This window comes from Anaerotignum neopropionicum, from assembly GCF_001571775.1.
Taxonomy (GTDB): Bacteria; Bacillota; Clostridia; order Lachnospirales; family Anaerotignaceae; genus Chakrabartyella; species Chakrabartyella neopropionicum.
This window is the reverse complement of the sequence record NZ_LRVM01000004.1, coordinates 242,126-268,889: the sequence shown is the minus strand read 5'-3', so window position 1 is coordinate 268,889 and position 26,764 is coordinate 242,126. Positions and strand designations below refer to the sequence as shown.

The 26,764-nt window shown below is 39.3% G+C and carries 23 protein-coding genes; 3 read left to right on the top strand and 20 right to left on the bottom strand.

Going from position 1 to position 26,764, the window contains the following annotated elements:
* Positions 1 to 8 precede the first annotated feature (8 nt).
* From CLNEO_RS08495 to nifH, 7 genes are all read right to left on the bottom strand, one after another.
* Complete coding sequence (locus CLNEO_RS08495; protein ID WP_066087311.1) at positions 9 to 2,654, bottom strand: nitrogenase component 1; 2,646 nt, start codon at positions 2,652 to 2,654, stop codon at positions 9 to 11.
* A complete protein-coding gene (nifE, locus tag CLNEO_RS08490) occupies positions 2,651 to 4,012 on the bottom strand; it encodes a nitrogenase iron-molybdenum cofactor biosynthesis protein NifE (RefSeq protein WP_066087307.1) in 1,362 nt (453 codons plus the stop codon). Before nifE ends, CLNEO_RS08495 begins: the two co-directional genes overlap by 4 nt.
* A gap of 135 nt (positions 4,013 to 4,147) precedes the next feature.
* Positions 4,148 to 5,518 carry a nitrogenase component 1 gene (locus CLNEO_RS08485; protein WP_066087304.1) on the bottom strand — a complete coding sequence of 457 codons (1,371 nt, stop codon included), beginning with the start codon at positions 5,516 to 5,518 and terminating at the stop codon, positions 4,148 to 4,150.
* A complete protein-coding gene (locus tag CLNEO_RS08480; RefSeq protein ID WP_066087302.1) occupies positions 5,511 to 7,115 on the bottom strand; it encodes a nitrogenase component I subunit alpha in 1,605 nt (534 codons plus the stop codon). Before CLNEO_RS08480 ends, CLNEO_RS08485 begins: the two co-directional genes overlap by 8 nt.
* 12 nt (positions 7,116 to 7,127) lie before the next feature.
* Complete coding sequence (locus tag CLNEO_RS08475; protein WP_066087301.1) at positions 7,128 to 7,511, bottom strand: P-II family nitrogen regulator; 384 nt, start codon at positions 7,509 to 7,511, stop codon at positions 7,128 to 7,130.
* A gap of 19 nt (positions 7,512 to 7,530) precedes the next feature.
* The gene (locus CLNEO_RS08470; RefSeq protein WP_066087298.1) at positions 7,531 to 7,854 is read right to left on the bottom strand and encodes a P-II family nitrogen regulator; all 324 of its coding nucleotides are present in this window, start codon (positions 7,852 to 7,854) and stop codon (positions 7,531 to 7,533) included.
* A gap of 18 nt (positions 7,855 to 7,872) precedes the next feature.
* Positions 7,873 to 8,691 carry a nitrogenase iron protein gene (nifH, locus tag CLNEO_RS08465; protein ID WP_066087295.1) on the bottom strand — a complete coding sequence of 273 codons (819 nt, stop codon included), beginning with the start codon at positions 8,689 to 8,691 and terminating at the stop codon, positions 7,873 to 7,875.
* 651 nt (positions 8,692 to 9,342) lie between these two features.
* On the opposite strand from nifH, the gene CLNEO_RS08460 reads away from it, so the two are divergent.
* From CLNEO_RS08460 to CLNEO_RS08450, 3 genes are read left to right on the top strand one after another with little or no spacing between them, the layout of a single operon-like run.
* Positions 9,343 to 9,948, top strand: a complete 606-nt coding sequence (locus CLNEO_RS08460; RefSeq protein ID WP_066087292.1) for a TetR/AcrR family transcriptional regulator — start codon at positions 9,343 to 9,345, stop codon at positions 9,946 to 9,948.
* Positions 9,945 to 10,439 (top strand): DUF6323 family protein, encoded by a 495-nt coding sequence (locus tag CLNEO_RS08455; RefSeq protein WP_066087289.1) that lies wholly within the window; start codon positions 9,945 to 9,947, stop codon positions 10,437 to 10,439. The genes CLNEO_RS08460 and CLNEO_RS08455 overlap by 4 nt, the downstream gene beginning before the upstream one ends.
* The gene (locus CLNEO_RS08450) at positions 10,426 to 11,787 is read left to right on the top strand and encodes a DUF6179 domain-containing protein (RefSeq protein WP_066087286.1); all 1,362 of its coding nucleotides are present in this window, start codon (positions 10,426 to 10,428) and stop codon (positions 11,785 to 11,787) included. The genes CLNEO_RS08455 and CLNEO_RS08450 overlap by 14 nt, the downstream gene beginning before the upstream one ends.
* A gap of 217 nt (positions 11,788 to 12,004) precedes the next feature.
* Here the strand turns inward: CLNEO_RS08450 and CLNEO_RS08445 are convergent, their stop codons facing one another.
* The 13 genes from CLNEO_RS08445 to CLNEO_RS08380 all read right to left on the bottom strand — a co-directional run bounded on the left by CLNEO_RS08445 (position 12,005) and on the right by CLNEO_RS08380 (position 26,751).
* Positions 12,005 to 12,688 carry an HD-GYP domain-containing protein gene (locus CLNEO_RS08445; RefSeq protein WP_083531926.1) on the bottom strand — a complete coding sequence of 228 codons (684 nt, stop codon included), beginning with the start codon at positions 12,686 to 12,688 and terminating at the stop codon, positions 12,005 to 12,007.
* A gap of 270 nt (positions 12,689 to 12,958) precedes the next feature.
* Positions 12,959 to 13,471, bottom strand: coding sequence for a chemotaxis protein CheW (locus CLNEO_RS08440; protein WP_083531925.1), 513 nt, complete (start codon positions 13,469 to 13,471; stop codon positions 12,959 to 12,961).
* A gap of 30 nt (positions 13,472 to 13,501) precedes the next feature.
* Positions 13,502 to 15,298 carry a methyl-accepting chemotaxis protein gene (locus tag CLNEO_RS08435; RefSeq protein WP_066087283.1) on the bottom strand — a complete coding sequence of 599 codons (1,797 nt, stop codon included), beginning with the start codon at positions 15,296 to 15,298 and terminating at the stop codon, positions 13,502 to 13,504.
* A 367-nt stretch (positions 15,299 to 15,665) separates the two neighbouring features.
* The gene (locus CLNEO_RS08425) at positions 15,666 to 16,805 is read right to left on the bottom strand and encodes a tyrosine-type recombinase/integrase (RefSeq protein WP_066087277.1); all 1,140 of its coding nucleotides are present in this window, start codon (positions 16,803 to 16,805) and stop codon (positions 15,666 to 15,668) included.
* A 655-nt stretch (positions 16,806 to 17,460) separates the two neighbouring features.
* On the bottom strand, positions 17,461 to 17,793 hold the full coding sequence (locus CLNEO_RS08420; RefSeq protein WP_066087274.1) for a hypothetical protein: 333 nt from the start codon (positions 17,791 to 17,793) through the stop codon (positions 17,461 to 17,463).
* A gap of 85 nt (positions 17,794 to 17,878) precedes the next feature.
* Positions 17,879 to 18,427 carry a hypothetical protein gene (locus tag CLNEO_RS08415; protein WP_066087271.1) on the bottom strand — a complete coding sequence of 183 codons (549 nt, stop codon included), beginning with the start codon at positions 18,425 to 18,427 and terminating at the stop codon, positions 17,879 to 17,881.
* A gap of 80 nt (positions 18,428 to 18,507) precedes the next feature.
* A complete protein-coding gene (locus tag CLNEO_RS08410; protein WP_162266466.1) occupies positions 18,508 to 19,002 on the bottom strand; it encodes a hypothetical protein in 495 nt (164 codons plus the stop codon).
* Between the two features lie 897 nt (positions 19,003 to 19,899).
* Positions 19,900 to 20,814, bottom strand: coding sequence for a DMT family transporter (locus CLNEO_RS08405; protein ID WP_066087265.1), 915 nt, complete (start codon positions 20,812 to 20,814; stop codon positions 19,900 to 19,902).
* 17 nt (positions 20,815 to 20,831) lie between these two features.
* The gene (locus CLNEO_RS08400) at positions 20,832 to 21,656 is read right to left on the bottom strand and encodes an AraC family ligand binding domain-containing protein (protein ID WP_066087262.1); all 825 of its coding nucleotides are present in this window, start codon (positions 21,654 to 21,656) and stop codon (positions 20,832 to 20,834) included.
* Between the two features lie 598 nt (positions 21,657 to 22,254).
* Entirely contained in the window at positions 22,255 to 23,946 is a 1,692-nt protein-coding gene (locus CLNEO_RS08395; RefSeq protein WP_066087258.1) for a Na/Pi cotransporter family protein, read from the bottom strand.
* Positions 23,947 to 24,106: 160 nt separating this feature from the next.
* Positions 24,107 to 25,165: a tRNA 2-thiouridine(34) synthase MnmA gene (mnmA, locus tag CLNEO_RS08390; RefSeq protein ID WP_066087255.1), complete on the bottom strand. Its 1,059-nt coding sequence runs from the start codon at positions 25,163 to 25,165 to the stop codon at positions 24,107 to 24,109.
* On the bottom strand, positions 25,155 to 25,754 hold the full coding sequence (locus CLNEO_RS08385) for a DUF5662 family protein (RefSeq protein ID WP_066087252.1): 600 nt from the start codon (positions 25,752 to 25,754) through the stop codon (positions 25,155 to 25,157). The genes mnmA and CLNEO_RS08385 overlap by 11 nt, the downstream gene beginning before the upstream one ends.
* A gap of 454 nt (positions 25,755 to 26,208) precedes the next feature.
* Positions 26,209 to 26,751: a hydrolase gene (locus tag CLNEO_RS08380; protein WP_066087248.1), complete on the bottom strand. Its 543-nt coding sequence runs from the start codon at positions 26,749 to 26,751 to the stop codon at positions 26,209 to 26,211.
* Positions 26,752 to 26,764: the final 13 nt, after the last annotated feature.

Below are 26,764 nucleotides of genomic sequence, written 5' to 3'. Positions count from 1 at the left end.
CCCCTCCTTTATATGGCCTTTGCGGCTTCTATTACTGCATTTTCTATTTTGTCAAAGGTTGAAATAACTTTGATTCCTTTATCCTTCAGGCGAACCTTCGGGGATTCGCCAATTCTCATTGCAATTACGCCGTCGCAATCGCTGAGTGCTGCAATAATTTTAGCGATTTTATCCTGCTTATCATCACAAAACTCATTTCCATTGCAATATTTTTCAATATTTCGCCTTTCCTTAAATCTGACTTCGCTATTTGTATATTCAAAAATATAGAACTCCTCTGCATGACCAAAATGTAAATCTACATTGACACCACTTTTTGAGGCAACGGCAAAGGTACAGCTTTTTGTACTGGGTGAAGCCTCTTTTGGGGCAAGAAAACCTGCTAAATCCACGGACATGTCGTTATCCAATGTACCAACTGCATCGGCACGACACTGCTTGCAATGGAACATTTGCTTCATAATTTTGTTGCATTCATTTCTCAAATTCAGGATATCCTTATTGCTCACCATGGGGAGGCTTTCAAAAGCACTGCCCGGTACAGGAATCAGCTGCATAATATTTGTAATATAGCAACCCATATCCTTACAGGTTTGCACAACCGCAGGAATATGGGATTCATTAATCCCCTTCAAAGTAACAATATTAACCTTGCAGATAACTCCATGGGCAAGAAGAATTTTAAGCCCCGAAAGCTGATTGGAAACCATGATTGCACCTGCGGCATCCCCTTCAAAACGATTGCCCATGTAATTTATGTATTTGTATATTTTACCGCTGATTTTCGGATCGACGGCGTTCATGGTTACAGTAACGTGAGTAACACCAAGTTGAACCAATTCTTCTGCATAAAAAGGTAGCATCAACCCGTTTGTGGAGAGGCAGAAGGTAACATCCTTGTCGTAGCTTCTGATGAGCTCTAAGGTTTTTTTAGTATCGGCGTAGTTTCCTGCAAGAGAATCCCCCGGTCCGGCAATCCCCACAACTGTAAGGTTAGGCATTCTCTCCTTTACGGCTATATATCTTGCCAAAGCCTCCTCGGGCGTTAATATGGTGCTTGTAACACCAGGTCTGCTTTCGTTTGGACAGTCATATTTTCTAACACAATAATTGCACTGTACATTGCACGAAGGAGCAACGGGCAGATGAATTCTTGCAAATTGATGCCCCGCACAGTTATAGCAAGGATGCTCCATGGTTTTTTTCATGATGTCCGAAGGAATGCCCTCATCCTTTGTTTCAGTCGTTCCCTCACCACTTTCATCAATGGGAGTACCTTTATAATAGGTATCATAAAGGGTATCTCGAAAGGTGTTTTCCGTGACGGATAACAAAGCGTTTGTGATTTCATCCAAAAGGGATAGTGAACCTTCATAACCAAGCATTCTAAGGCGCTGTCCGCCGATGCGGTCATGAATGGGAAAAGCGCGTCTTACCAAAGGGATTTTCAGCTCTTCCTCGATACGCCTTCCGTCGGAGTTTCCAATCATAATATTCACCTGATGTTTTTTAGCAAACGCCTCAATCTGGGCAAAATCCGTATCGTCGGTAATGATATAATCCTCAACATAATACTTCTTTGCAACATAAGAAATCTTATCCTCAACGTATTTTTTTAAATGGTGAAAAACGCTTCCTGTTGACACAACAACGGGCAAAATTCCATTTTCCGTACAAAGACTTACGGCAGAAACCACAAACTCAGGTTCACCAAAAATCACCGCTCTACCTGCGGAGTTGTATTTGTGAGAATCAATCATGCCGTCAATATATCGGCTTCTTTCCTCCTTGATTCCCTGAGGAATGTCTGCGACTGCAAGCTCTGCCAGGGTTTTATAAAATTCATCCGTTGCCTTTAGTCCCACTGGGGAGGCAAGCCTTTTATAGGGTACCCCATATTTTTCATATAACGTTTTTGCTGGGGATTTCTCACAATCAATGTCGGCGAACTCTATTGTATATCTTGCACCACCCATTTTTTTTAGGTCGCTTAATTCCGTGCCCCCTTTGGGAAGTCTGGAATACACCTCATTATGCCCACTATCCAAATTTTCGGAAATATCAGGCAAAAGAATTACATCCAACCCAAACTGTTTAAAAGCAGCCTTCAAAAATCGTATGTCCGCCGGACTATGGGGTGGAATAATTACATTGATTTTCTGATTTTTTTCTGTATCCATTTCAATCTTTTCGGCTATAGTATTGAGGGATGCAAAGTATCCTTCATACTGTGTACCTCCATAGCCGGGAGAATTCACAGGAAGAATTGTAATGTTTTTATGCTCGGGATTTTCTTCATAAAACCGTTCGATAATACCCACAACATCTTCCCCGATTGTCTCAGCAAGACAGGTTGTCATAACACCAATCACCTTTGGATTATACAGAGAAATAAGGTTCTTAAGCCCTTTTTTTAAGTTGTTCTCACCACCGTAAACGGTTCCCTGTTCAGTCAGGGAGGATGAGGCAATATCAACAGGCTCGTTATAATGGGTTGCCATATGTCTTCTGATATAGGTTGCACAACCTTGAGAGCCATGAAGAATTGTGATACAATCCTTTATACCATAAAAAGCCGTTGCCGCTCCCATGGGCATACACATTTTGCATGGATTTGTATTTAAGTTTACCAATGCATTTATTTTTGTTTTCATACGCATCCCCCCTTTACATAATCCCAAACCGGACTGTTGATGCTTTGGTTGATTTCTGTGGTAAAATGATAGACACCCTCAAAACCAGCCAACGGACGCTTTCTTTCGTGATTATGGTCGCAAAAGGCAATGCCAAGCTTATAGGCAAGGGGGCGTTCCTTTACCCCGCCAACCAAAATGTCGGCACCCTTTTCCTTCATAAACGCTTCCAGCTCTGCTGGGTTTGCATCGTCTAATATAACAGTGTCCTCACCCACTAGACTTTCAATGATTTCGTAATCCTCTTTTTTTCCCGTCTGCGTACCAACCATAACGGTTTTCATTCCCATGAGATCGAACTGTCTGATCAATGAGATTGCCTTAAATCCCCCCCCCACATAAATAGCAACCTTTTTACCTTGCAAATTTCGTCTGTATTTTTCAAGAAAACCTTCCATTTTTGCGGCTTCTTGAGAACAGAATTCAACGGCCTTTTTTCTTGCCTCCTCGTTGCCTAACGCCTCTGCCACTCTGATTAAAGAATTGGTGGTATCCTCAATACCAAAAAAACTTACCTTTAAATAAGGTATGCCAAGCTCCTCCTCCATTCTGTTTGCCAGATAGGTACTGGAGCCAGCACACTGCACCACATTGATTGTGGCAGAGGGAGCCTTTATCATGTTTTCGTAATTCGCATCCCCCGTAAAGGCAGAAACCACAGGAATACCTATTTTCTTGAAATAGTTTTTAATAATCCACATTTCACCTGCCAAATTATAGTCCCCTAATATATTGATACCCTCCACTTTTTCGTCTGTTTTGTGAGGTAACAGAAGCTCCATAATGGCGTCGCAAGCCATTTTGTAGCCGGTAGATTTATTTCCGGAAAACCCCGGGGATTTTACAGGAATAACAGGAATATTATATTTTTCAGACATGATTCTGCAAACTGCGTCAACGTCGTCACCAATGACCCCTACAATACAGGTGGAATACACAAAAATCAGCTTGGGGTTTTGCTCCTTGATTAGCTCTTCAATGGCTTTTGTCAATTTTTCCGCACCGCCGAAAATAATATCTGTTTCCCGCAAGTCTGTGCAAAAGCTGTTGCGGTAGATATCTTCCTTGCTGGTAAGGCTTCCGCGAATATCCCAGGTATAGCTGGAACAACCAATGGGCCCATGAATAATATGATAGGCATCAGTAATGGGATTGAGTACAACCCTTGCACCGGTATATGCGCAGGCTCTCTGGCTTACCGCACCGGAAACAGAGGCCGCATCACACTGCATCCCATTTCCGCTGCAAAATCCATCTTGCTTTCTCAATATTGAATTTTCTCTTTCGTGAAGTATATCTGTACGGTTAATATCAGCCATAAAAGCACCCCTTTCAATTTTATACACAAAGAGGGCATGATTTTCTCCATACCCTCTTTGGCATAAATATATATATAACCATAAGCCGAAAAGTAGATTCTTTTCGGCTTTCGTTCATAATCATACAGGATTATGTTACATTACAATTTCAAAATCCTCGTCGGCAGCATCTGTATCCTGTCTGTCCATCAAGACTTCGGTTATTTTTTCAACGTATCTAATTCCTCCGGCATAACCAACGGTAGCTTGTATGGTATTGCCGTATCTATCCAAAACAGGGAAGCCCATTCTTACCATAGGCATACCCTCCGCCTTCGCAATCTGTTTTCCGTAGGAATTTCCAAGTAAAAGGTCAACAGACTCATTTTTAATCAGCTGATGAAGATAGAATAGGTCTGTGTCTGCCTTAATAACAGACTGTTCCGGGTCGAGGCCGTTATCTTCAAAAAGCTTTTTCACACTTCTCGTGAAATTTTCTTTGGGAGTACCTGTGATTACATACTTGGGAATCATGCCCAGCTCAATGCAAAACGCTGTAAAGCTGTAAACAACATCGGGATCACCAAAAATTGCAACCTTTTTATTATGGGTATACTGGTGTGAATCTAACATAAGGTCCACAAGGCGCCCTCTTTCTGCTTCAAGCTCGGCAGGAACCTCATGACTGGTTGCTTCTCTTAGTGCCATCACATATTGATCAGTAAGCTTCACGCCAACGGGGGAAGGAATCAGTGTATAAGGCACTTTATACTGTTTTTCCATGTATTCTGCAGGCTCAACACTGGCAATTTGTCCTAGGGCAATGAGTTTCTTCACGGAACCGAGAGCCTTAATATCCGCAGCAGGAGTACCTGCGCCTTTGGGAAAATATTTATATGCGCCTGTCATTGGCGTTTCCAGAGAGCCCTCATGATCTGGGAAGTAGATGAAATCTGCACCAAACAACTTGGCAATACGTTTCAGCTCACGGTCGTCACCAGGATTCACCCAGCCTGGGAAAATGGCAAGCTTGTCGGTGGTTTCTTCTTTTTTCGTCATAAAATTCATGAAACCAATCATCATATTGGAAAACCCTTGAATATGTGAACCTTCATAGGAAGGTGTACTTGCATACAGCACGGTTTTATTCTCGGGGAGTTCCATATCCATGATATAGTTTCCAACATCGTCACCAATTGTTTCGGAAAGACATGTGGTATGTACTGCAATAATATCAGGATCATAAAGATCAAAAATATTTTTAACCGACGTATTTAGGTTGCTTCTGCCACCGAAAACCGAAGCCCCTTCTGTAAAAGAGCTAGAGGATGCAATGGCGGGTTCCTTAAAGTGACGTGATAATACGGTTCTGTGGTAAGAACAGCAGCCTTGAGAACCATGGCTGTGAGGCATACAGGATTCTACGCCTAATGCACAGAACATTGCGCCAACTGGCTCACATGTTTTACATGGATTAATTGTAATATGTCTTTTTTCCATGATTTCTTTTGGTGTTAAATCAAGCATTTGCTTCACCTCCTATTTTTCCCCCAAGCAGTGGTGCCACTTTCCATGGTGGCGTTGTAAGGGCCCATGCGTTTGTATAAATACTCATTGTGATATCTCGGCCAAAGTTTACAGCTCCGTTAAAGCCTGCATAAGGGCCAGAATAGTCATAAGAGTGCATCTGTCGGGATACAACGCCCGCTTTTTGGATTGAATATTTGTCTTTGATCCCTGAAAAGAAGATGTCAGGCTTCATTGACTTAATCAGCTCGTCGGTTTCAAACAAATTGTAGTCATCTACGGCAACATAGCCTTTTTCCATATCTGGGAACATACCGTCATAAGTATCCAGTTCAATGCCTTTTGCTTTAAGCGCCTCTATTTCTTCCGCCGTATAACGCTCACGATACAGGTTTTCATCAGGAGAAACTGTAATTTCCTCAATGTTTTTACTGTCAGCGTCGGGCTTAATCTGAGAAATAATATCTCTGCCTTCAAAATCATCTCTGTGGGCAAATTCATAGCCGGCAATAATGGTTTCCATGCCGAAATCCCGAAGCAGCAGTTGATAGTGATGTGCACGAGAGCCGCCAACAAAAATGCCTGCTGTTTTGCCTTTCAGCTTTGATTTGTAGTATTCAATCTCGTCTGAAATCAAACTCAATTCATCTGCAATCACTTCTTCCGTTCTTGCAATCAATTCGGGATCGTCAAAATATTGGGCGATCATACGCAAGGACTTGCAGGTTGCACCCACACCAATAAAGTTTACCTTTAACCAGTCGATGCCGTATTTTGTTTTCATCATCTGCGCCACATAGTTAATGGAACGATGACACATAACTAAGTTCAGATCTGCAAGATGAGAATTTTTCATGGTTTCAAAGCTTCCGTCGCCTGTAAAAACAGATACAATTTCATAACCGATTCTTTTTAAAATTCTTTCTTGCTCCCAACCGTCACCGCCGATATTGTATTCGCCTAAAATATTCAAGGAATACTTCGTCTTGGGTTTTTTGTCACCAACACCGATTACTTGACGCATCAAACCATTATTGGCGATATGATGGCCGGCGGACTGGGAAACACCTTTATATCCCTCGCAAGAAAAACCGATGGCTGTAATTCCATATTTCTTTTCCACCCGCCTTGCTACAGCCTGAACATCGTCACCGATCAAGCCAATAGGACAGGTGGAGCAGATAAAAATACATTTCGGATGAAAAAGCTGCATGATTTCATCAATGCCATCCTCCAACTTTTTCTCGCCACCGAATACAATGTCGGTGGGTCGCATGTCTGTACAGAAGGAATAAGGGATAAAATTTTGCTCGCCTTCATAAGAAGGCTTTGCCTTATTTCTTCTTGTGCCCCAGCTATAGAAAGCACATCCGATAGGGCCATGGGTAATGGTGACAACATCCTTCATTGGCCCAACAACAACGCCCTTGCAACCTGCATAGCAACAGCCTCTTTCTGTTACAATACCAGGTATCGTTCGGGTATTGGCGGTAATGGTATCGGGTTCTTCGCCCAACTCCAGCTGTGTCACATGATTTTTTCTATTTTTAAAGACTCTTGAGGAGTATTTCTCAAGAAGAATATCTCTTTCCTTCATTTCATACACCTCCTAATATGCTTCTGTAGTAGATTCGCCGCTTCTCACCTTATATGATTCATTGATGGGAAGCACGAATATTTTTCCGTCACCGGGATGTCCGGTTTGGTTTGCAGCAATAATAATTTCTACCACATCATTAACATTGCTGTCATCAACGATTACAGTAAAGAATCTTTTGGGAATCAGCCGGACAGCCTCCGTAAGGTGCTCCCCTGTGGCATTCATGGGAAGCTCCCCCGTGGAGAGTACAAGTTTTAAAAGCTCGGCATCGATACTCTTTTTTCCTCTTCCCAGACAAGAGCGACAGCTGAAAGAAGGATAACCTCCTTCCGCCAAAGCCTTTTTTGTAGCATTGACCTTATTGGTTCTAATAAAAGCCATAATTTCTTTCATTTGAAGTACCGCCTTTCCTTTAAAGTCCAGCTTTGCCGGTGCTGATTGTATATGCCTCATCAATAGGTGAAACAAAAATACGTCCGTCGCCATAGCTTCCTGTTCCTGTTTTTGCAGTACGAAGAATAATTTTTACAAGGGTGTCCTTGTCCTCATCATTGCAGAAAATGATCAGCATTTCCTTGGGTATTTCATCATAGTATAGGTCGCCGACCATAATACCTTTTTGTTTTCCACGGCCATATACATCCATTTTTGTTATTGCAGGAAAACCTGCTTCTGCAAGCTCGGTCATAACATAAGCCGTTTTTTCGGGTCTAATAATTGCTCTAATCATTAACATATCATTTTCCCTCCTCTATTAATCCATAATGCCGTATTCCATGAGGATTGCCTCCAGCTCATCAATCGACATGGGCGTAGGTACAACAAACATTTTGTTTTCTTCAATTTTTTTTGCCAAGATTCTATATTCTTCAGCCTGGATTTCTTCGGGACTAAAATCAATCACAGTCTTTTTATGAATTTCGGCTTTTTGCACGGCATTGTCACGAGGGACAAAATGAATTAGTTGTGTGCCAAGCTTTTTTGCAACTGCTTCAACCAGCTCATACTCACGGTCAACCTTACGAGAATTGCAAATCAGCCCACCAAGACGAACAGTTCCCGTTTTTCCGTATTTTGCAATACCTTTTGAAATATTGTTTGCCGCATATAACGCCATCATTTCACCGGAACATACGATATAAATTTCCTGTGCCTTGCCTTCACGAATGGGCATTGCGAAACCGCCGCAAACAACGTCGCCCAAAACATCATAAAATACATAATCCAAATCATCGGTATATGCCCCAAGCTGTTCCAGAAGGTTAATGGATGTAATAATGCCTCTACCTGCACAACCAACGCCGGGTTCCGGGCCGCCGGATTCAACACCTTTGATTCCTTTAAAGCCTGTTTTTAATACTGCATCAAGCTCGATATCATCACCTTCGTCTCTCAAGGTGTCCAAAACTGTTTTCTGTGCAAGACCGCCAAGAACAAGTCTTGTGGAATCTGCCTTAGGATCGCAGCCTACAATCATGATATGTTTGCCCATGTCTGCAAGACCAGCCGTAAGATTCTGCGTTGTTGTTGACTTTCCAATACCGCCTTTTCCATAAATAGCAACCTGTCTCATAATCCTTACCTCCATTCGCTTTGTTGGATAAAATAAAAGCGGTTTTTCAGCATTCATACGAATACTAAAAAACCACACCATTGTGAATTGTTTAAACTTTACTTCCTATAGGATTTTGAAGTTGTGCTTATGATAAACGAAAGGGCGGCTTCTGACAATACATCATAATTTATGAAAAATTTAAGGAAAACGAAGTAAAATGTAAACTTTTGAGTAGGACATTGTTTTCCATACTGCATTATTTATACTTTTAACTCATTTTCATTTTAAAAATTAATCATAATTATGTAAAATATTAATTGTTTATTTCTCTAAAAAAAATTAATATTAACGATTTTTTTATTTGATCTCTTATTATTTGAAAAAAGAAGAGAATTTTCTGCAAAAATTTTAAAAAATAAAACTCTTGTTTTTTAAAAGTGTAACGAAGTTTTTTTAAAGCTAATACCATACTACCCTCAAATTTAACGCACAGGGCTACATTATTTACTTATTTTGTCGAAAAACTCGATTTCAATTTTTTTGCTAAAGAATGAAGATATTTAATACAGAGCTGTTAACTTTTTTAAACGCTATTGACAAGAGTCCAATCCGAGGATAAAATCTAATTACCAACGGTAATTACCGTTGTTAATTTTGTGGGGTGAGAGAATGAAAAAAAGTATAACCAAGGAGCAAATACTAACGACAGCATTGGATTTAATGCGTAAAAAAAATGAATTGAGAAGCCTAAATCTTAGAGAAATTGCCCGTACCCTTGGGTGCGCCCATACGAACCTCTATAATTATTTTTCTTCCTATACAGACTTGCTTTGGGAAACACATACAAATTTGCAAGAAGAATTCATGATAATAATGCGGAACAATCTTTTGGCAACAACCACAGCAGAAATGAAGCAGTTTTGTTTTTTTCACACTTTCTTGCAGATATATCTGGAAAATAAGGGGTGGTTTCGTTTGGCTTGGCTGGAATATATTGGCGAGGATCGGCCCGAAAGCAATTGTATTGCAACCCAAAAAGCACATCTGGAATTAGTTCAATTTGCGTCCGAAATTTGGACGGAAATGAAAGGAGTCACGCCTCCAACAGAAACCATTGACAAAGTTGTGCACAATATTCATTGTTACATTATTGGCGAGGTGTCCAATTTTATCTCCGGCAGAGGTTTACTCAAAAATGAAGCAGAGCTAAAGGAATATGTTGTTCATCAAGCGGTTGGTATGTTCACTCTTTATATGGGAGGTGATACAAATTGAGTTTTGCCCTTTCAATATTAAATAACAATGCCTTGGTTGAAAAACAGGCCCTTCAAGAAATTTTAAAATATAATGATCTGACTGCTCGTTATGGCCTTATGCTTACAGAACAACAGGCGGTTGCATTGGTGGAAACACGCACCTTTGCATTAAAAGAGAATGGGCGAATTGAGTTTGGCGGAGGTGTCATTGAAAAACTAATCTATGCATTTTGCGACTCTCCGTATCTTACTTCGGATCATTACGAGGAAACCTTGCACAATCTATTGGAGGTTTTTTATTACTATAAAAATGAATCTCTGGACTTAATCAGCGATGATGATTTGATTCGATTTATGAAGCAGGCATTTGACGGTGTATGTCAAGGCTCATTGGAATTGCTCGCTGGGCGCGAATTGGATGGACTGGCACGCAATTTACGCAACCCAAATGACTGGGAGGATTCAGATGATATCTCACAAGAGGAGGAGGATGACGATGGAGAATATTGAAAAAATAAGCAAGTTGAATTTACTGCATCTAAATAGCGAGCACTATTTTCAATCTCTTTTGGAGCAGGCATATTTGGCAGGATTGCTTTCCCAGAAAGAGTTAGAAAAAATACAGCTTGAATGTCTTACCCTTTTGGCAAAATTATCAGAACAATATAATAACGGGGACAGTAGCTCTATACGAGTTGAAACAGCGGAGAAAATACTGACCTCTCTATTGTTTACCATTGGCATCCATCTGAAAACACATATTTCCCCAGATGAAGCTGCGGAGGCCTTGAAAAGAGAACCCATAGAACAGCTGTATCAACTAGGCAAAAAACAACTGGATAAAATGATAAACACCTCAAAGCTGCTTCATAGCCAAATTACAAGCAAGCTTTTAGATACACCCAATATTTACTATCGTTCAACAATCGTAGACGGAATACTTGGATTTTTCAAGCTCTATCGACCCGATTTTTTTGCACAGGAAATTCATATCACTGCGGACTATCCCACTTATCACCAGGTCAATGGCCTTGTTGGAATAGAATTTATTAAGCAGTATTTGGAAAACATCTATTACGAAAATGATTTTCTTAATCGGTTTTCTACGGAAAATATTCATCATTTACTTTGTGGATACCATGCAGATTATCAAAAGCTGTTAATAAATCTTTTTGAACCAGTTTTTATTAGTGCCCTTGGCTGCATTCTTGTTCATGCAGATGCAAGAAGCTTAAAATTAAGCCTCTCTGATGTTGCATATCTTGAAGAGAAATTTAAAAACAAAACAACAGCAGCAATTGAACAGGAATTAATTTGCGCAGCAGAAAAATTGGTGAAAAACCTATCTTTGGCCGAGCAAACCTGGCAATATCTTAAAAAAAGCATCAAAAAAGTTAGTCGAGCAATTGAACTGGCACTTTCCATGGATACGCTAGACAAAGTTTTTCTTATTCCCCAATATCCCGAAAATAAGCCAATGCTTCAATGCTCTTTTAGTAGTAAAATGGATGATAAATTATATAAAAAAATTGCAGAAGAAATTATGTGTTGCCAAAGCTCTGTTGAAAAAATTAGAATAATAAAAGAAAAAATTCATTCCCTTGGCGATTTAGCGGATATTCTGCTGGATACCGAATTATCCGAAACTGAAGTATCCGCTGTTTTAAAGGAACTGAGTCCCGCTGAATTTGCGGCATTTACAAAAAAATATCTTTCCTATACCCAATGGGAAGAAGTTGATTTACGCGCAGGCGAAGTAATTCTACTTCACTGCTTAAGACGGCATATTTCAATGTTGCCACCACAGCAACAAGCATGGATCAAAGAAACTGCAAAGGTAATTCATATTATAGAATAGGGTTAATTTCACATTATTATCTCGATTGGGAATCCATTTGAACCTGCGGAAAAATTAAAAAAATGAGCACAAATCACTCTGTACTCATTCTGCCCCATAATCATTAGAAATGTGAGGGAATTCGCATTGTTTTCCAACTGCAATCCAAAGGGTTACTCTCCTTCATTTTGCTAAATTCACTTACTACTTTCCGCAAAAATGCACTATTATTTTATATCTATTTTGAGTGACGAATAAAAGCTTTCTTTCCATCAACCGCCTTTTCTTTCTGATAGATGCATAGATCATGAAATAAATGGTTCACTTCAGCTTCATGCGCAAGAAAAACTTCAACCAGCGCTGGTTCAAACTGCGTGCCGGCTCCTCTGCGTACTTCTTCACAGGCATATTCATGGGTAAATGCCTTGCGATAAATTCGATTGCCTACCATAGCGTCATATGCATCACATAAGGATGTCACTCTTGCAACATATGGAATATCCTGACCGCATAAATGAAAGGGATATCCTTTGCCGTTCCACCATTCATGGTGATAGGCTGCAGCCTGTATCGTCAGGGGAAAAAGGAATGATGGTATACCGCTCATATCGGTTTCTCTGTAAAAAGAAAGCAATTCCTGTGCATAAATTGGATGCCGCTGAATGATACTGTACTCTTCCGCAGTAAGGGCACCCGGTTTATTAAGAATGCAGGAGGGGATGCAAATTTTTCCAATGTCGTGGTAATAGGCGGCCCTTCCAAAATACTCTAAATATTTATCTCGAAATACCGTTTCCGACATAGACAGCCACTCCGCCAGCTTTCCGACGAGGATTTCTACATTCAGACTGTGTATGATTTGATCCTCAGGCAGCAGACGAATCAATTGATCTGCTGTCAAACCTTCAAAAAAATCATGCAATTATTTCCCCTCCTTTGTGCACAGATATTCTGCAAACATTGGCTTTGGTACTGTTTGCCAATTCTTAGAAACATTTCCCACGATAAAAGTCATCATTTTTTCCACACTGGAACTATATTTAGTAAATATTTTTTAGTAAGATCCATATTTTGGCCTTGCATTTGAAGCAGATTTAACTTTTGATTTTCTCCTAAAAATTGCATTCTTCCCAAATCCGTACTAACATCTGAAGCTTTTAGCCAGAAATAGCAAAACGCTTTTTAAGATTTTTCACTGGACTGCCTGTGCCATTTGTGATAACTCTTTTTCACTCAGTAATTTTTTTATATTCATAAGCATAATAATTTTTTCTTTGCTCTGTTGTGCTTTTACCTTGGCAATACCCGTCAAGTATGGGTTGACTGCTTCCAGATCAATATGCAATGGAGCGGTTATTTGCTCCTCAGGTATATTGCACACTTCATCCACCTCATCCACAATAAAACCAAAAAAACTGTCAATGATTTTTGTAATAATAATGCAGGTGCGATCATTGTATTCTTTTTCAGGTCTTTTCAATCGCAAACGTACATCAATCACAGGAAATAAGTCATCTCTTAAGCTGACCAGCCCCTTAACATAATCAGGTGCTTCCGGCAGCCTTGTGAACGGGTGCATCCCAATAATCTGCACCACATCCTCAATGGGAAGTCCGAAAAGCTGACCGTCAGCCCAAAAGGTTAAATAACGATGACTGACCGTGTCTGCTTCCGCCTGCTGATCATTCCACATTTCATCCATCATATTTATAAGGCCTCCTATTCTCCCGTCGCATTAGTATTTATCAAAACCACTTGCTTCAGATAGTGAAGTCATGTGTTCCTGATTCTGATTTTTTAATAGTGCTCTGTCATGCTCCCACATATGGAAAGTGTCCGATGTCTTGCGCAGCTTGAATTTTCCAATTTCCTGCTGTAAAACCAGAGCCTGTGCCGCAAGCTCTTCACTGGCAGCAGAGCTTTCCTCTGCGGTTGCAGCGTTAGTCTGCACCACAGCTGACACCTGTGTTAATCCTTGATTGATTTGCTCAATGGCTGCTGCTTGTTCTGTAGAAGCGGCTTCAATTTCATGAATTGACTTTACAACCATACTTGTTTGTTCCGCCACGTTGGCCAACAACTTACGGGTTTCACCGGCAAGCTGTTCTCCCTCCGAAACGGCAATTACCGATTTTTGAATGAGATCTGAGGTTTGTTTCGCTGCCTGAGCCGATTTTGCCGCAAGATTGCGCACCTCCTCTGCTACTACGGCAAACCCCTTGCCTGCATTTCCCGCACGGGCAGCCTCTACGGCAGCGTTAAGCGCAAGAATGTTTGTTTGGAACGCAATGTCCTCCACAAGCTTGGTAATCTTTGAAATTTCCTGAGAGGATTGTCCGATTTCTCCCATGGCTTTATGTAGCTTATTCATATATTCGTTACTAAAGGTGACCCCCTGCCCTGCCTGATTCACATAATTACCAGCCTGTTGCACGCTGTCAGCATTACGCAGTGCCTGCTCGGAAACACTGGTTGTCGAAGCCGTCAGCTCCTCAACCGTTGCAGCCTGCTCCGCAGTGCCGGAGGATAATGCCTGTGCGCCATCAGAAACCTGCCCTGCACCAGCACTTACCTGTTCCGCTGTTGATGCAACCGATAGCATCAGCGTATGGAGTTTTTCCACCAAGTCTGTCATTGCTTTGCCAAGGACATCTTCTTCTGATCTAATTGTGATTGTCGTAGTCAGATCCCCGTCCGCAATCAATTTGGTCTTTTGAGCCTGTTCTGTTGTAGATAGTATCATTTTATCATAAGCTCTGATTAATGCCCCAACCTCGTCTTTCCGAACTGCCCAAAGCTTATCCTTTTCCTCCGTAACCTTTGAAACATCCACATCTCCCACAGCCAACATTTCAGCAATTGCTGCACACTTCTGGATAGGCTTACTAATAAGAGCGGATATGTAGCGACTGAAAACATTCGAAATAATAAAAGATATGATAATAACCGCAATCATAATAATCATTGATGTTACTGCCGCCGCCTTGCTCTTTGCATTGTTTTCCAGGGCGTTTGCATCTTTACGCTCTATCAGCAATTCAAATGCATCCACTGCATTTTGCGCGTTAGACGCCGATTCTATAAGCAAAGAAAGTATTTCTTCCTTTGGTTCTCCTGCTTTTGAGGCTTGTAATAAATTATTAATGGTATCCTCATAGATTCCATATGCCGCCATGGTTGAATCATATAGCTGCCGTCCATCATCAGTTGAAATTGTTTTGCTGTAGTTATCCATCTGTGTCCGAACAGCATCCATTTGGGTTGAAGCCTCTTCCTCATATTTTTCCTTGTTTGTATCATAAAGGATATAAAGATTACGAACCGCAACTCTGATGTTGCTAAAACCGTTTTCAGCCCTGGCGCAGTAAGCAATCCCCATGGTGTCATTTTTATAAGTGTTCTCCTGGGTGTTCGTCATGTAAAGCATACTGAAAATGCCAACGCAACCAATAATAATTCCCAGAAATGATACAAAAAGAAACCCTGTTGATAGCTTTTTAGAAATTTTCATATTTTCAAATATTTTTTTCAAGTTCGTATCCCCGCTTTCTTTTCATGCCGGACAAGCTGTTGTCTGCTTTGCTTTTACTTTTATAACGTACACCAAAACCATTCATAAAACAAAGTATTGTCCGGTATTTTGAAGTATCCCTACCATTTTCTTTTGCGCAGCCTTGGATTAAACCTCCTTTCATCGCATATCCGAGTAGGCTGTGACGGATTTATGCAGAAAACCAGTTGACTTTGCCACCTTGCACTTAAGTATATGTATAATTTGCTCCATTTTGAAATAACATATAAAATATTAAAATGGTGCAAAAAAACGCAGTATATTTCATACTGTGTAATGTCTGCAAAAATCCTTGTTTTATAGCTTTTTTAAAAACAATACCACGAATTCAGACGGCGAATTTTTTGGAATCAGACACCTCAACATACATAATATTATATTTTTCTATTGCAACCTTTTTTTGCTCCACTAAGGAATGAGCATAAATATTAAGCGTTATAGAAACACTGGAATGCCCCAATATTTCACTAAGCGTTTTAATGTCCACCCCTAGTTCTAAGCCCCGTGTGGCAAAGGTATGTCGGATTGCATGAAACTTTCGATCTGGCAAATGGGATTCATTAAGTAGGTCTTTATATAACTTTTGAATCTTGCGTGGATCGATGGGTGTATTTGTACCTGATAAAATGTATACATTTTCATTTTCTTCATATAATTTGCGCTTCTCCACCAGCTTTAGTAAAAAATCAGGCAAAGGAATTTTACGCATCGAATTTCGGCTTTTGGGAGTTCCCACCACCAATTCAGTCTTTTTCGAACCACCGTCAAATTTTTTGACCCTTGATACTGTTTTTGTGATTGACATCAATCTGGTTTCTCTATCAATATCTTGCCATTTTAAAGCGCAAAGCTCCCCAAGCCTAATACCGGTATATAGACATAAAATAATGCCCAAGGCGCGCTGATCCTCCGAGCATAGCGCCGCGGACTCCAAGCTTCGCTGTTCCTTGAGGGAAAAAGCTTCTACTTCCTTCATTTCCTGTTTTGGCAATTTTACCGACTTGAAAATCAATGTCCAATTTATTTCTTCTTTCAGTACGTCCTTCAACGCTATTTTGAGAACTGTAAGAATTTTCTTCTTAGAGGTATTTGCAAGAAGTGTGTTTTCGCTAAGCTTTTTAATGAATTGCAAAACCGTTTCTTCGGTAATCTGGTCTTCTTGTTCGTTTTGAAAAAACGGAAGAATGTGTTTTTTCATGCAATGATAGTAACTTTCGTAAGTCAAAGGCTTAACTCTCACACGCACTTGCTTTTCCAACCAGTTTTCTAACAGTTTTGTTCCATTCTCATCTTCAATAATCTGTTCTTCTTCTAATTTTTTTGGATTTTCCTGAAATGAACGCATTTTCATCTTTACCTCTTTATATGATTTTCCATAAAAATATTTATATTTTCCTTTCTGAATAAGCAACCTTGCCTCCCAACGTCCATCTTTACGTTTATAAATGTTTTCTCCTCTGCGTGCCATTATCTGATCTTCCCTTCTACAATTGTTATTCTTATGACGGTGTCTTTGACGGCGAATGAAAAAAAAATCTGTCAACAATACAATAATTGCTAATAAATTACATTATTTCTTCTTTTTTCTATTAATTTTACCAAAAAACTCATACAAATTGACAAATAGTGCGGCGTTGATATATAATAAAACAATATCATTATACATAATTTCAGAATATAGTATGAAATATACTGTGTAATATCTTCTTAAAATTACAAAAAACGCCCCATTACAAAACTTGTAATGGGGCGTTTACTCGCATTAAATTTCTAAATAGCAAAATTTATAAAAAACTGCCTATCGTAAGCAAGATAGTCCTCATTTTCTGCCATGCGTTTTGTTTAGTCCGCAAAAATTCACTTTATGCGCTGTTGCCTTAGTATCTATTAAATATTGTAAAGCTTGTCTATCGAGGAACTGCTTTATGCTTTTTAACACAAAAAACCTTTAAGCCAAAGTAATTTTTGTTACTTTGACTTGAAGGTTAATATTGGTTTAAGGTACTTCCTAGGATAACCACACTTTCCAGCATGTCCAATTTGAGATGCTCCCCCTTTTACATATATCAAACAGTTTGTATAAGGCAAAGGCTGATTTTTAAATCCAAGGCATCCCTGCACATCTATTCTTTCTTTTTTTTTACCAAAATAGTGGTCTGTGAATACGGAAGATGGCCGGGAAGGTTTCTCGAGCTATCGGTCCCTACCGCTTGAACGGCCTCTTTTTTCACTTTAGCCTGCGTTGTTCCTTTGGGTACAGACATACCGCCACTAGCGGTTTTTTCTTCAAACTGTAAAACATCCTTATTGAAAGCGGTTTTAGACACAGATCTATCGGCTAACTTTTGACTTTCATAATTTGACCTTCTTACGATTGCCGGATAAAAGGCTATAATAAGCAGTGCCCATAAAATCCCCAAAATTTGACCCAAAACAAATACAATTAATTCACGCATACAAACTCCTTTCGCCTCATACCGTTGTAAATTTATACAAACTATTTATAAAAAAAGCTTTAGATTGTATGAAGCCCCTTTAAATTTAGTCAGGGACTACTACATCCGATGTCTGCACATAAGGCTGAGAACCAAGTGTAACGAATGCCTGGATGTCCTCAGTTACCTTGAGCTTCGTCATAGTGTTTACAATATTGGTAAAGGAACCCTCTGAAGCGTCTTCTTCCATTACTATATCATCAATAGTAACGGTGCCTGTAAAACGAAATACCTGAATCTGCAAATTTGTGTCTGTAGTTCCCGGCGGAAATGTGAGCTTCTGGAAACTTAAGGTTTCACTAAAACGGAACGCATACTCAAGCGGAAAATCGACTAGCGGGTCAGGAGCTGCGCCTACCTGTGCGGTAAGCTCTTCTTGAACCATAAACTCCACATCAGCTGTTACCGTGCCTGTTATCAGATCCACATGTGGTTCGGTGCTGACTACGGCAACCGTTGCAGTGCCCAATATTGTTGCTCCTGCTGCAAATACCGTACCTGCCGGTGCTGTAAAAGTAACATCTGCTATGGTTTGGCTGTTATAAAATATTTCATCAGCCCAAACCTTAGTTGTATAAATTTTTTCAATTTGCATTATTATCATCCCATACTTTTTTAGTTAATCGTACGCCAGCTTCAGACAGGATATCTAAGTCAAGTTGGTGTTTGATTATATTATATTTTATGCATCCTTTTGTATATCGTGAATGATAATAAAGTATGTATTGGACAAGATGCTACGTTAAACAAAATTGCGGCAAAAAGGTCTTGTTTCTTTTTGGACATAGTGGCAAACAAAACAGCAAGGGGCAAAAGAAAAGGCTTAAAACCAAAAGCATTCCCAGGTGAATACTCTTGAGTCTGACGAATGGGCACAGTAAGCTGACGTTGCTGAACTAGCTTTAGATGCAGTCCCACCATCAACAAATCATCAAACGAGGCTACGGGCGCATCTGCCGAAGAAGGATGGAGCGTCACAATATCTTTAATTGTTATATCGATAACACGGCATTCTAGGCCGCACAAAAGATAAGGATCCACTTCCCATAATTTGCTGGGCGTACAGTTTTTAAAACAAACCTTTCTTTTAATCCTGAATCCGTATTCCAAAGGGAATTCTTTGCAATCCGGAGTTTTGACCACCAGCTTTTTTTGAATAAACAATGTCATTTTGGCCTTCAGCATATCCTGTTCTTTATCTATTATGGGCGTACAATCCAATACAGAAATTTCTGTAGTACCCCCTGCGGTACTTTTTTCGGGAACTACAATGTTTTCGATTTTAACATTTTTTTGTAATCCGACATCTTAAACAATTCGCTGCAAACAACTTTATCTACCAAAATTTCTTCATACATACGCAAATCCTACTTCCCTTCGTTTTTTCTTCCCATCGCAAGCAAAACTCTGTCATTATATTAATATGCATTTCGGTTGAAATTTGTAACATGTCTGCCAACCTTTTTTTATTTCATAGGAAACAAATTAGCACAGACAAAATAGAATCCCTTTCTCTGTCAATCTTTAGCACAAACTATAACCGGAAGCTTACCTCGTTTGTATGTCTTATTAAATACTTTATGGGAAATTTTTCATCATCTGCTAACTTTAGAGTTTTTCATCCATTTGCGTTTTAAAATACAATGGACAACTTGGATAAAAATAATTTCGAATAAAAGCTTTCTTCGAATAATTCCATTGTCCAAAGATTTGTGATGTAATATTGCAAAAGTTTTGTTAAATTTATATAATTAGCTCTATGAAAATTTTCTGTTTATTACTTTTTTGCAACATAAAAAGCAGAGTTTATAGATCCTTTAAACGACCTAAAACTCCGCCTCATAATTATTCACTCATTTTATACAAGTTGTTTCTCTTAGTCTATTCCGTTGGTGGTGTAAATCACCTTTCTTACTGTTGATGAAACTAAAAATAGCGCTGATCCGACTTCGTAGCCATATGCATCCACTCTTTCATTTATATTATATTGGGATTAGCTAAAAGAACAATTTATTTTATACCCTCGCCGCAAAGAACCCAGCGCAGCATCGTCCACTTTTATTAGGGTTATTCATTATTAAGCCCTTCTTTTGTTTTAAATGTGATTCTATTCTCAGAAATAAATAGCCCTGTTAGTGTCAAAATCACGCCTAACATCGCCATCCCTGTGATTCTTTCTTTCAATACTATTATAGACGTTGCAATCGTTATGACAGGTACCAAATAAATATATACACTCGTTTTTACTGCGCCTAATATACGAACTGCCGCATTCCATGTAACAAAACATAATGCAGAGGCCCCCAGCCCTAAGAATAGTATATTAAATAGGTTTGTAGGCTGAATAAGTACAACAACACTTGGATTAAATTGAAATATTTTTAATGAGGGCAACATGAACACTAGACCATAAAAGAAAATTCTCCGAGTTGTTTGAATCGTATTATATTGAAACTCACCAATTTTCTTTGTTAAAATTGAATACACTGACCAAACCACTGCTGCAAGAACCGCCAAAATATCACCTCGTGGGTTTAGCTTTAAAACGCTGAAGCCATTAAAGCTAATCAAAAAAACTCCAGTAAATGCAATCAAAAAACCCACAAAAAATTGGAACGTCAGCCGTTCTTCTTTTAAAAATACATGGGCAAAAACAGCGGTAAAAAATGGCGCAATGGATATAATGACACCAACATTTGAAGCAAATGTATACATCAATGCGATATTTTCCAACAAATAATAAAGGGTGATGCCACATAAACCTGCTGCCGCAAAATACATCTCCTGTTTTCTTTCTTTAAACCTAAGTCTATGGGGATAAACAAGGGACAATGCAATCCAACCTATTGCAAATCGAATAAATAATATTTCAACAGGTGTCATTGATTGAAGCAGCACCTTCGTTGAGATGAAGGTAGTGCCCCAAACTATAATTGTCATAACGGTAAGTAAGTGACCGGTGGTTTCTTTTTTTTCGCTCATTTTTTTCTCCTATTCAACTATTCCTGTATCCCTTTAAATATGTTTAAATATTGCTTAGGCGTAAGACCAATAAACTTCTTGAAGAAATTTGTAAAATGACTTTGATCGGTAAAACCGGTAAGCATCGCAACCTCGATGGGCATCACGCCTTGCTCCAAAAGCCTTTTGGCTTTCCCAATGCGTATGGTTTCCAAATAGCTGTACGGAGAAATTCCCTTTTGCTTGGTAAAGGATCGCAGCAAATAATACTTGCTAAAACCGGTCAAATTGCTTAAATCCTCCAGCTTAATATTATTAATGTAATTTTGTTCCAAAAATTCACAAATAACCTTTATTTCACAGCTTTGTTCAGCCCTAGAAGTCGTCACTTCTTGTTCCGTGTATTCTTCAATCAGCTGTTCCAACAGCAATAAAAATATCTCTTCCTTTCTGAAATCCTTTTCCTCTTGCATAATCATCAAATGCATCTCTTTTAAAATTGAAACCATTTCGCTATGAAAAACCACCTGGTTCGTAAAATAGGGCAAGCCCGCAACCCCAGTTATTTCAAAAACTGCCCGCCGCATTACTTCCGGCTGAATATTGATACATCGATAATCCAAGGCTTTCCCATCAATCTGTTCACAAGCATGATTATCCCCCGGATTAAACAGCACCAAATCTCCCGGCTCTACAGTATAACTCTTATTTTTACATGATACATAACGGCTGCCATTTTCAATAAAGCCAATAACATAATAATCATGAAAATGATTGGGGAATTTTTGCATAATCCCTTGAAAATGATAGGCTTCAATTTTCAGCTCTGTATCAAACTTCACTATTCTTGTTTCCTTTACCAAATCATTACCCCCCCTTTGTTCCGATCTCTAGTGTACCACATTTCCCCTCTTTATTCTTGTACGATGTTGCTCTAAAAAAATATTTTCCAACATAAAGCAAAAGCATCAATAGTTTTGTCTTGATGCTTTTGCTTTATGTTGATTTACTAAAATCACTTTAATTAGCTTTGGAATCAACAGAAAATAAGGTTTGTCCTCCCTGCCAAACAAAAATAAATCCTTCCATCCCTTAAAGAATTTAAAGAAAATCCATTTCATAAGAGTACAGCCCACAAACCTATCATAATAATAGTGCTTGATTGCCTCCTTTTTTCATCTTGCCTTTTCTATTCAAAGCTATCGACACCCTATTCCTTGACAAAAAGATTTCTTGGAACACTCCTCCTAAATACTAAAAAACTTTTTCAATTTTATTTTAATCAAATACATTCTCCCTCGGAATGATATAAAAAGAACCCTGCTTTTTAGATTTTTTTGTCCAAAAAGCGAGGCTCTCCTAAATGCCAATTAATACATTTTCTTATAAAACAAAGCAAATAATTCTTATAAACAAGTTTTTTTCAAGACATCAGACTTCTCAAAGGGAAAAGCATTTCCCTTAATCCACCTCAGTCCCTTCATTCTTCACATATACATTTCTATTATATCTATGCTCATTTAAAACAACCTGAGAAATATTCATAGCATGGTCGGAAATACGCTCCAAATTTGCCAGGACCTCCAGAAAATGAATGCCCGCATTAACATTACATTCCGCATTGGAAAGTCGTTCAATATGCCCAGCACGCAATCTCTTCTCCAAATCATCAACCTGATCCTCATATACCGCAGTCTTTGCCGCCGATGCAATATCATCATTTTCTAAGGCCTTTAAAGCATTATCATAACTGGCAAGTGCGGCACAAATCATTTCGTCTAATTCTTCTAGGGCACTATGGGAAAACGCTAACTCTTCTTTTGTCATTTCTTCAGCCAATTCAGCAATATTTTCCGCATGATCACCTACACGCTCCATATCGCTAATAGTATTTAATAGGGATGTTACGATCAGATTTTCTCTATCACTGATTTGCAGCGTGCAAAGCTTAATCAAATATTCCGAAATGCCATCACAAACTCTATCCACAACACGTTCTCTTTGTTTTACCTCTTCAATTATTTCAGGCGAACAAGTGTGCAATGCTTCCAAGGCACGGCCAAGATTTTCTCTTGCAATGCGTCCCAAGCGAATGGTTTCCAGCTTCGCACCTTCTACGGCAAGGCTTGGTGTCTGCAAAACACGCTTGTCCAAATGAAGAAGCTGCCCTTCGTCACCATTTGTACTTTCAACAACACCATTGAGCTTCATAGCCACACGAATAAGTGCGCTTGAAAAAGGGAATAATATCAAAGTTGTACCAATATTGAAGACAGTATGAATTGCACTAATTTTTGTTTGGGAAATAATCCCTGCCCCCGCTTCTGGATTGATAGACTTAAAAAACACTACAGCTATAACGCTGAATATGACCGTACCTATGATATTAAACATTAAATGCATATACCCAACGCACTTTGCATTTTTTCCAGCACCAATACCGCTGATTAACGCAGTAACACAAGTACCGATATTCTGTCCCATGATGATGAAAACCGCCGCATTCATGGGCACTAAACCCGTTGCCGCAAGAGAAAGCAAGATGCCCTGAGCCGCAGAGGAGCTTTGAATAATGGCAGTTACACAAGCTCCCGCCAAAATACCTAACAAAGGATTTTGTCCTAAAGTTGTAAATGCATCTTTAAATACCTGTGATTCTCTCAAAGGGGACACACTGCTGGACATCGAATGCATACCAATGAATAAAATACCAAACCCAATAATGATTGATGCAACTTCCCTATGCTTCATTTTTTTACCGGAAATTTGCAAAATTACACCTACCATAACCGCCAAGGGAGCAATGGTCGTTGGACTAAAAATCTTTGCCCATTCAGAGCTGGAAACCAACCATCCGGTTACTGTTGTACCAATATTTGCACCCATAATAACGCTCATGCCTTGTGTTAAATTCATTAAGCCTGCGTTAACAAAACCAACCACCATAACAGTTGTTGCCGACGAGCTTTGAACAATGGCCGTTACCAAGGCACCCAAAGCAACACCCATCACTTTGTTTTGCGTTAAAGCTTCCAGAATTGCCTTCATTTTGGTGCCAGCTGCATTTTGTAAGCCTTGTGCCATATAATTCATGCCAAAAATAAACATGGCAAGCCCACCAATAAACGGTATGAGTATATTCACGTAATTCATTTCTTCCTCCAATTTAATACATTTAATTTTAACAACGGAAAAATTGCCATATTAATCATAACATAAGCCGAAAGCTACCGCAATGAACAAATACTTGCTTTTAACATTTTGTGTATCTATATAAAATTTTAGCGAAAAATAAATGAAATTTCGAATAATTTCAAGAATGATGAGGAAGAATAATCCCACCACCGGCCACATATTCTCCGTCATATAAAACAAGGGATTGTCCCGGTGTAATTGCCCTTTGCGCCTCATCAAAAATGCATTCCAATCTATCCTCATCAATCATTTTTATGGTACACCAAGCCATTTTGTTCCCATAACGAATTTTGGCCTGTAACCGCATTCCATCCTCAAATTTTTCCACTGCCATGTTTGCCAGCTGGCCTGCATACAGCTTTTTTTGAAAAAGAGCTTCGTTAGCGCATAAAACAACTTGATTTCGTTTTGGATCCACATTGTAAACGTACATGGGCTTACCAAAGGCAATGCCTAACCCTTTTCTTTGTCCCACAGTATAGTGAATAATTCCTTTATGTTTTCCAAGAATGCTACCCTCTAAATCCACAAAATCGCCCATTTCTCCATTCTTCCCGCTTTGATTGACAATAAAAGATGCATATTCTCCGTCGGGAATAAAACAAATATCCTGGCTGTCGCCTTTTTGCGCAATAAATCCGTCAATCTGATGGGCAATTTCTCTCACTTCATTCTTTGTATACTCGCCAATAGGTAACAGCATTGCTTTCAGCTGCTCTTGCGTTAACCGATACAACGCATATGTCTGATCTTTTTGAGCCGTTACGGAATTGCGAATTGCATAGCGTCCTGTTAAGGGGTGCTTTTCTACTTTTGCATAGTGCCCGGTGGCAATGCGACTTGCCCCAAGCTCATGTGCCTTTTGCAAAAGCGCCTCTCCTTTGATATAACGATTGCACACTACACATGGATTTGGCGTGAGCCCCAAAAAGTATCGTTCAATAAAATGATCAACAACTTTTTCTTTAAATTCTTCTTTGAAATTCAAAACATAATGGGGAATACCAAGCTTTTCAGAAACCCTCTTCGCATCTTCTATTGCTTTGCTGCCATTTTCACTTGGCCACAAATCCATTGTAACTCCCAGGACTTCATAACCCTGCTGTTTAAGTAAATAAGCACACACACTACTGTCTACACCACCGGAAAGCCCCACAACAACCTTTTCACGATTCACTTTTCCTATTCTCCTCCTTTAAATGACTGCTTATAAATTGCTTAAATGCACGTTTTCTTTCACATTTTAAAAACCATTTCACATACGCAAAGGTGGCTTCCTCTCCACGTTCTGCAAGCATACGCAAAAAATGCTCCAATAGGCGCAAGGAATCCTCGTGCATAATTTCATGCACAAGCCTACTTTTTTTATGATATTCCCAAGGACTGGCATCGGTATAACCACCCTTTTGGTAGGTCTTGCAGGCTGCAATACGATCCATAAACATTTCAACCACAAAGCGCACCGGCATTTTCATTCCCGTTAACAAGCACTCACGGCTTCTGCTATAATCAATCCAGTATTCAAAGTGATGTTTATTTCTTCCCTTATGGTGTAACCATGAACTGGAGTATCCTTTGTCCTCCCGTTCCGCATTATTTGGGCTGCGATCCCCTTGAAAATATTTCGCACCCACCAGAAATTCCGTAGGTGAAAATTTAGAAAGATCGTGGGTCAACCCTTGCCAATAAAGCCCCACCTGAAAACAATGCTGACGTACAAGCTGTCTATGGTGTGTAATGGTTTTTAAGTGTTCCATTGCTTTCATTTCAATTCCTCCACATAGACTTTAATACAATTTAATCATTATTAAATAATACCGGTCTTTCCTTATTTGAAACTTAAAAATCTTTCTTTTATAAAAAATTTAATAATCATTTTAATGCTTACGCATACTCACAGGGATTTAATGGCAAAATAGTCGGCCAGAATTTTGCTGACTAAAAAACACCTAAGAAAACACCTTATAATTCTTGTGCCCAGATGTGCAGTCAAATTTTTCGTCAAACAAAACAAAAAGCACAGCTAATACCGGATGTATTGGCGAGCATTTTTGTGCAGGCTGACAGAAAAGATGTTAGCAGATGGGTACACAAAGCGTCCGCCGTGAATTGCACGGTGTTTCTCTAAATTTTCACAGCAAAAAAACGTCTGTATAAACCCATTAAAAAGCGGCTCAGGCCACTGCCCGGCCGCTTATCGCTCTTTTGCCAAAGCTAATTTTATTTTACTAATTTGGAAATAGCTTTAAAATAAGGCGATTTTGCACCACCTGTTAATTCAAACAATGCAGCCTCGCAGGTTGTTAAAATGGCCCCCTCTACTCTCATTCTCTCCAAGCCAATTTCTTTGTCATATGGATTTCTTGAGCCAACACAATCAGCAACAACAAACACCCGGTAATCAGCACCCAAAAGATCAATCACCGTTTGCAATACACAAATATGAGCTTCCACACCGCAAACTAAAATTGTCCTTTTTCCTTGTGCTTTCACCCAATCCGCAATTTCCTCACATTCAAAACAACTAAATGTATTTTTTTCCATATAATGAAAAGAGTCAATTACACCGGTAAGCTCCTCAACAGTTTCGCCCAACCCTTTTGTATATTGCTGTGACACCACAAAGGGGACACCAACTTCCGCCAAGCCTTGAACCAATATAGCTGATTTTCTTAAAATTTCTTCCTTCCCACTAATTACGGGTACTAATTTTTCTTGAAAATCAATAACCACTGCCGCAGTATCATCCGCACAAATTCTCATATCATCTTCCTCC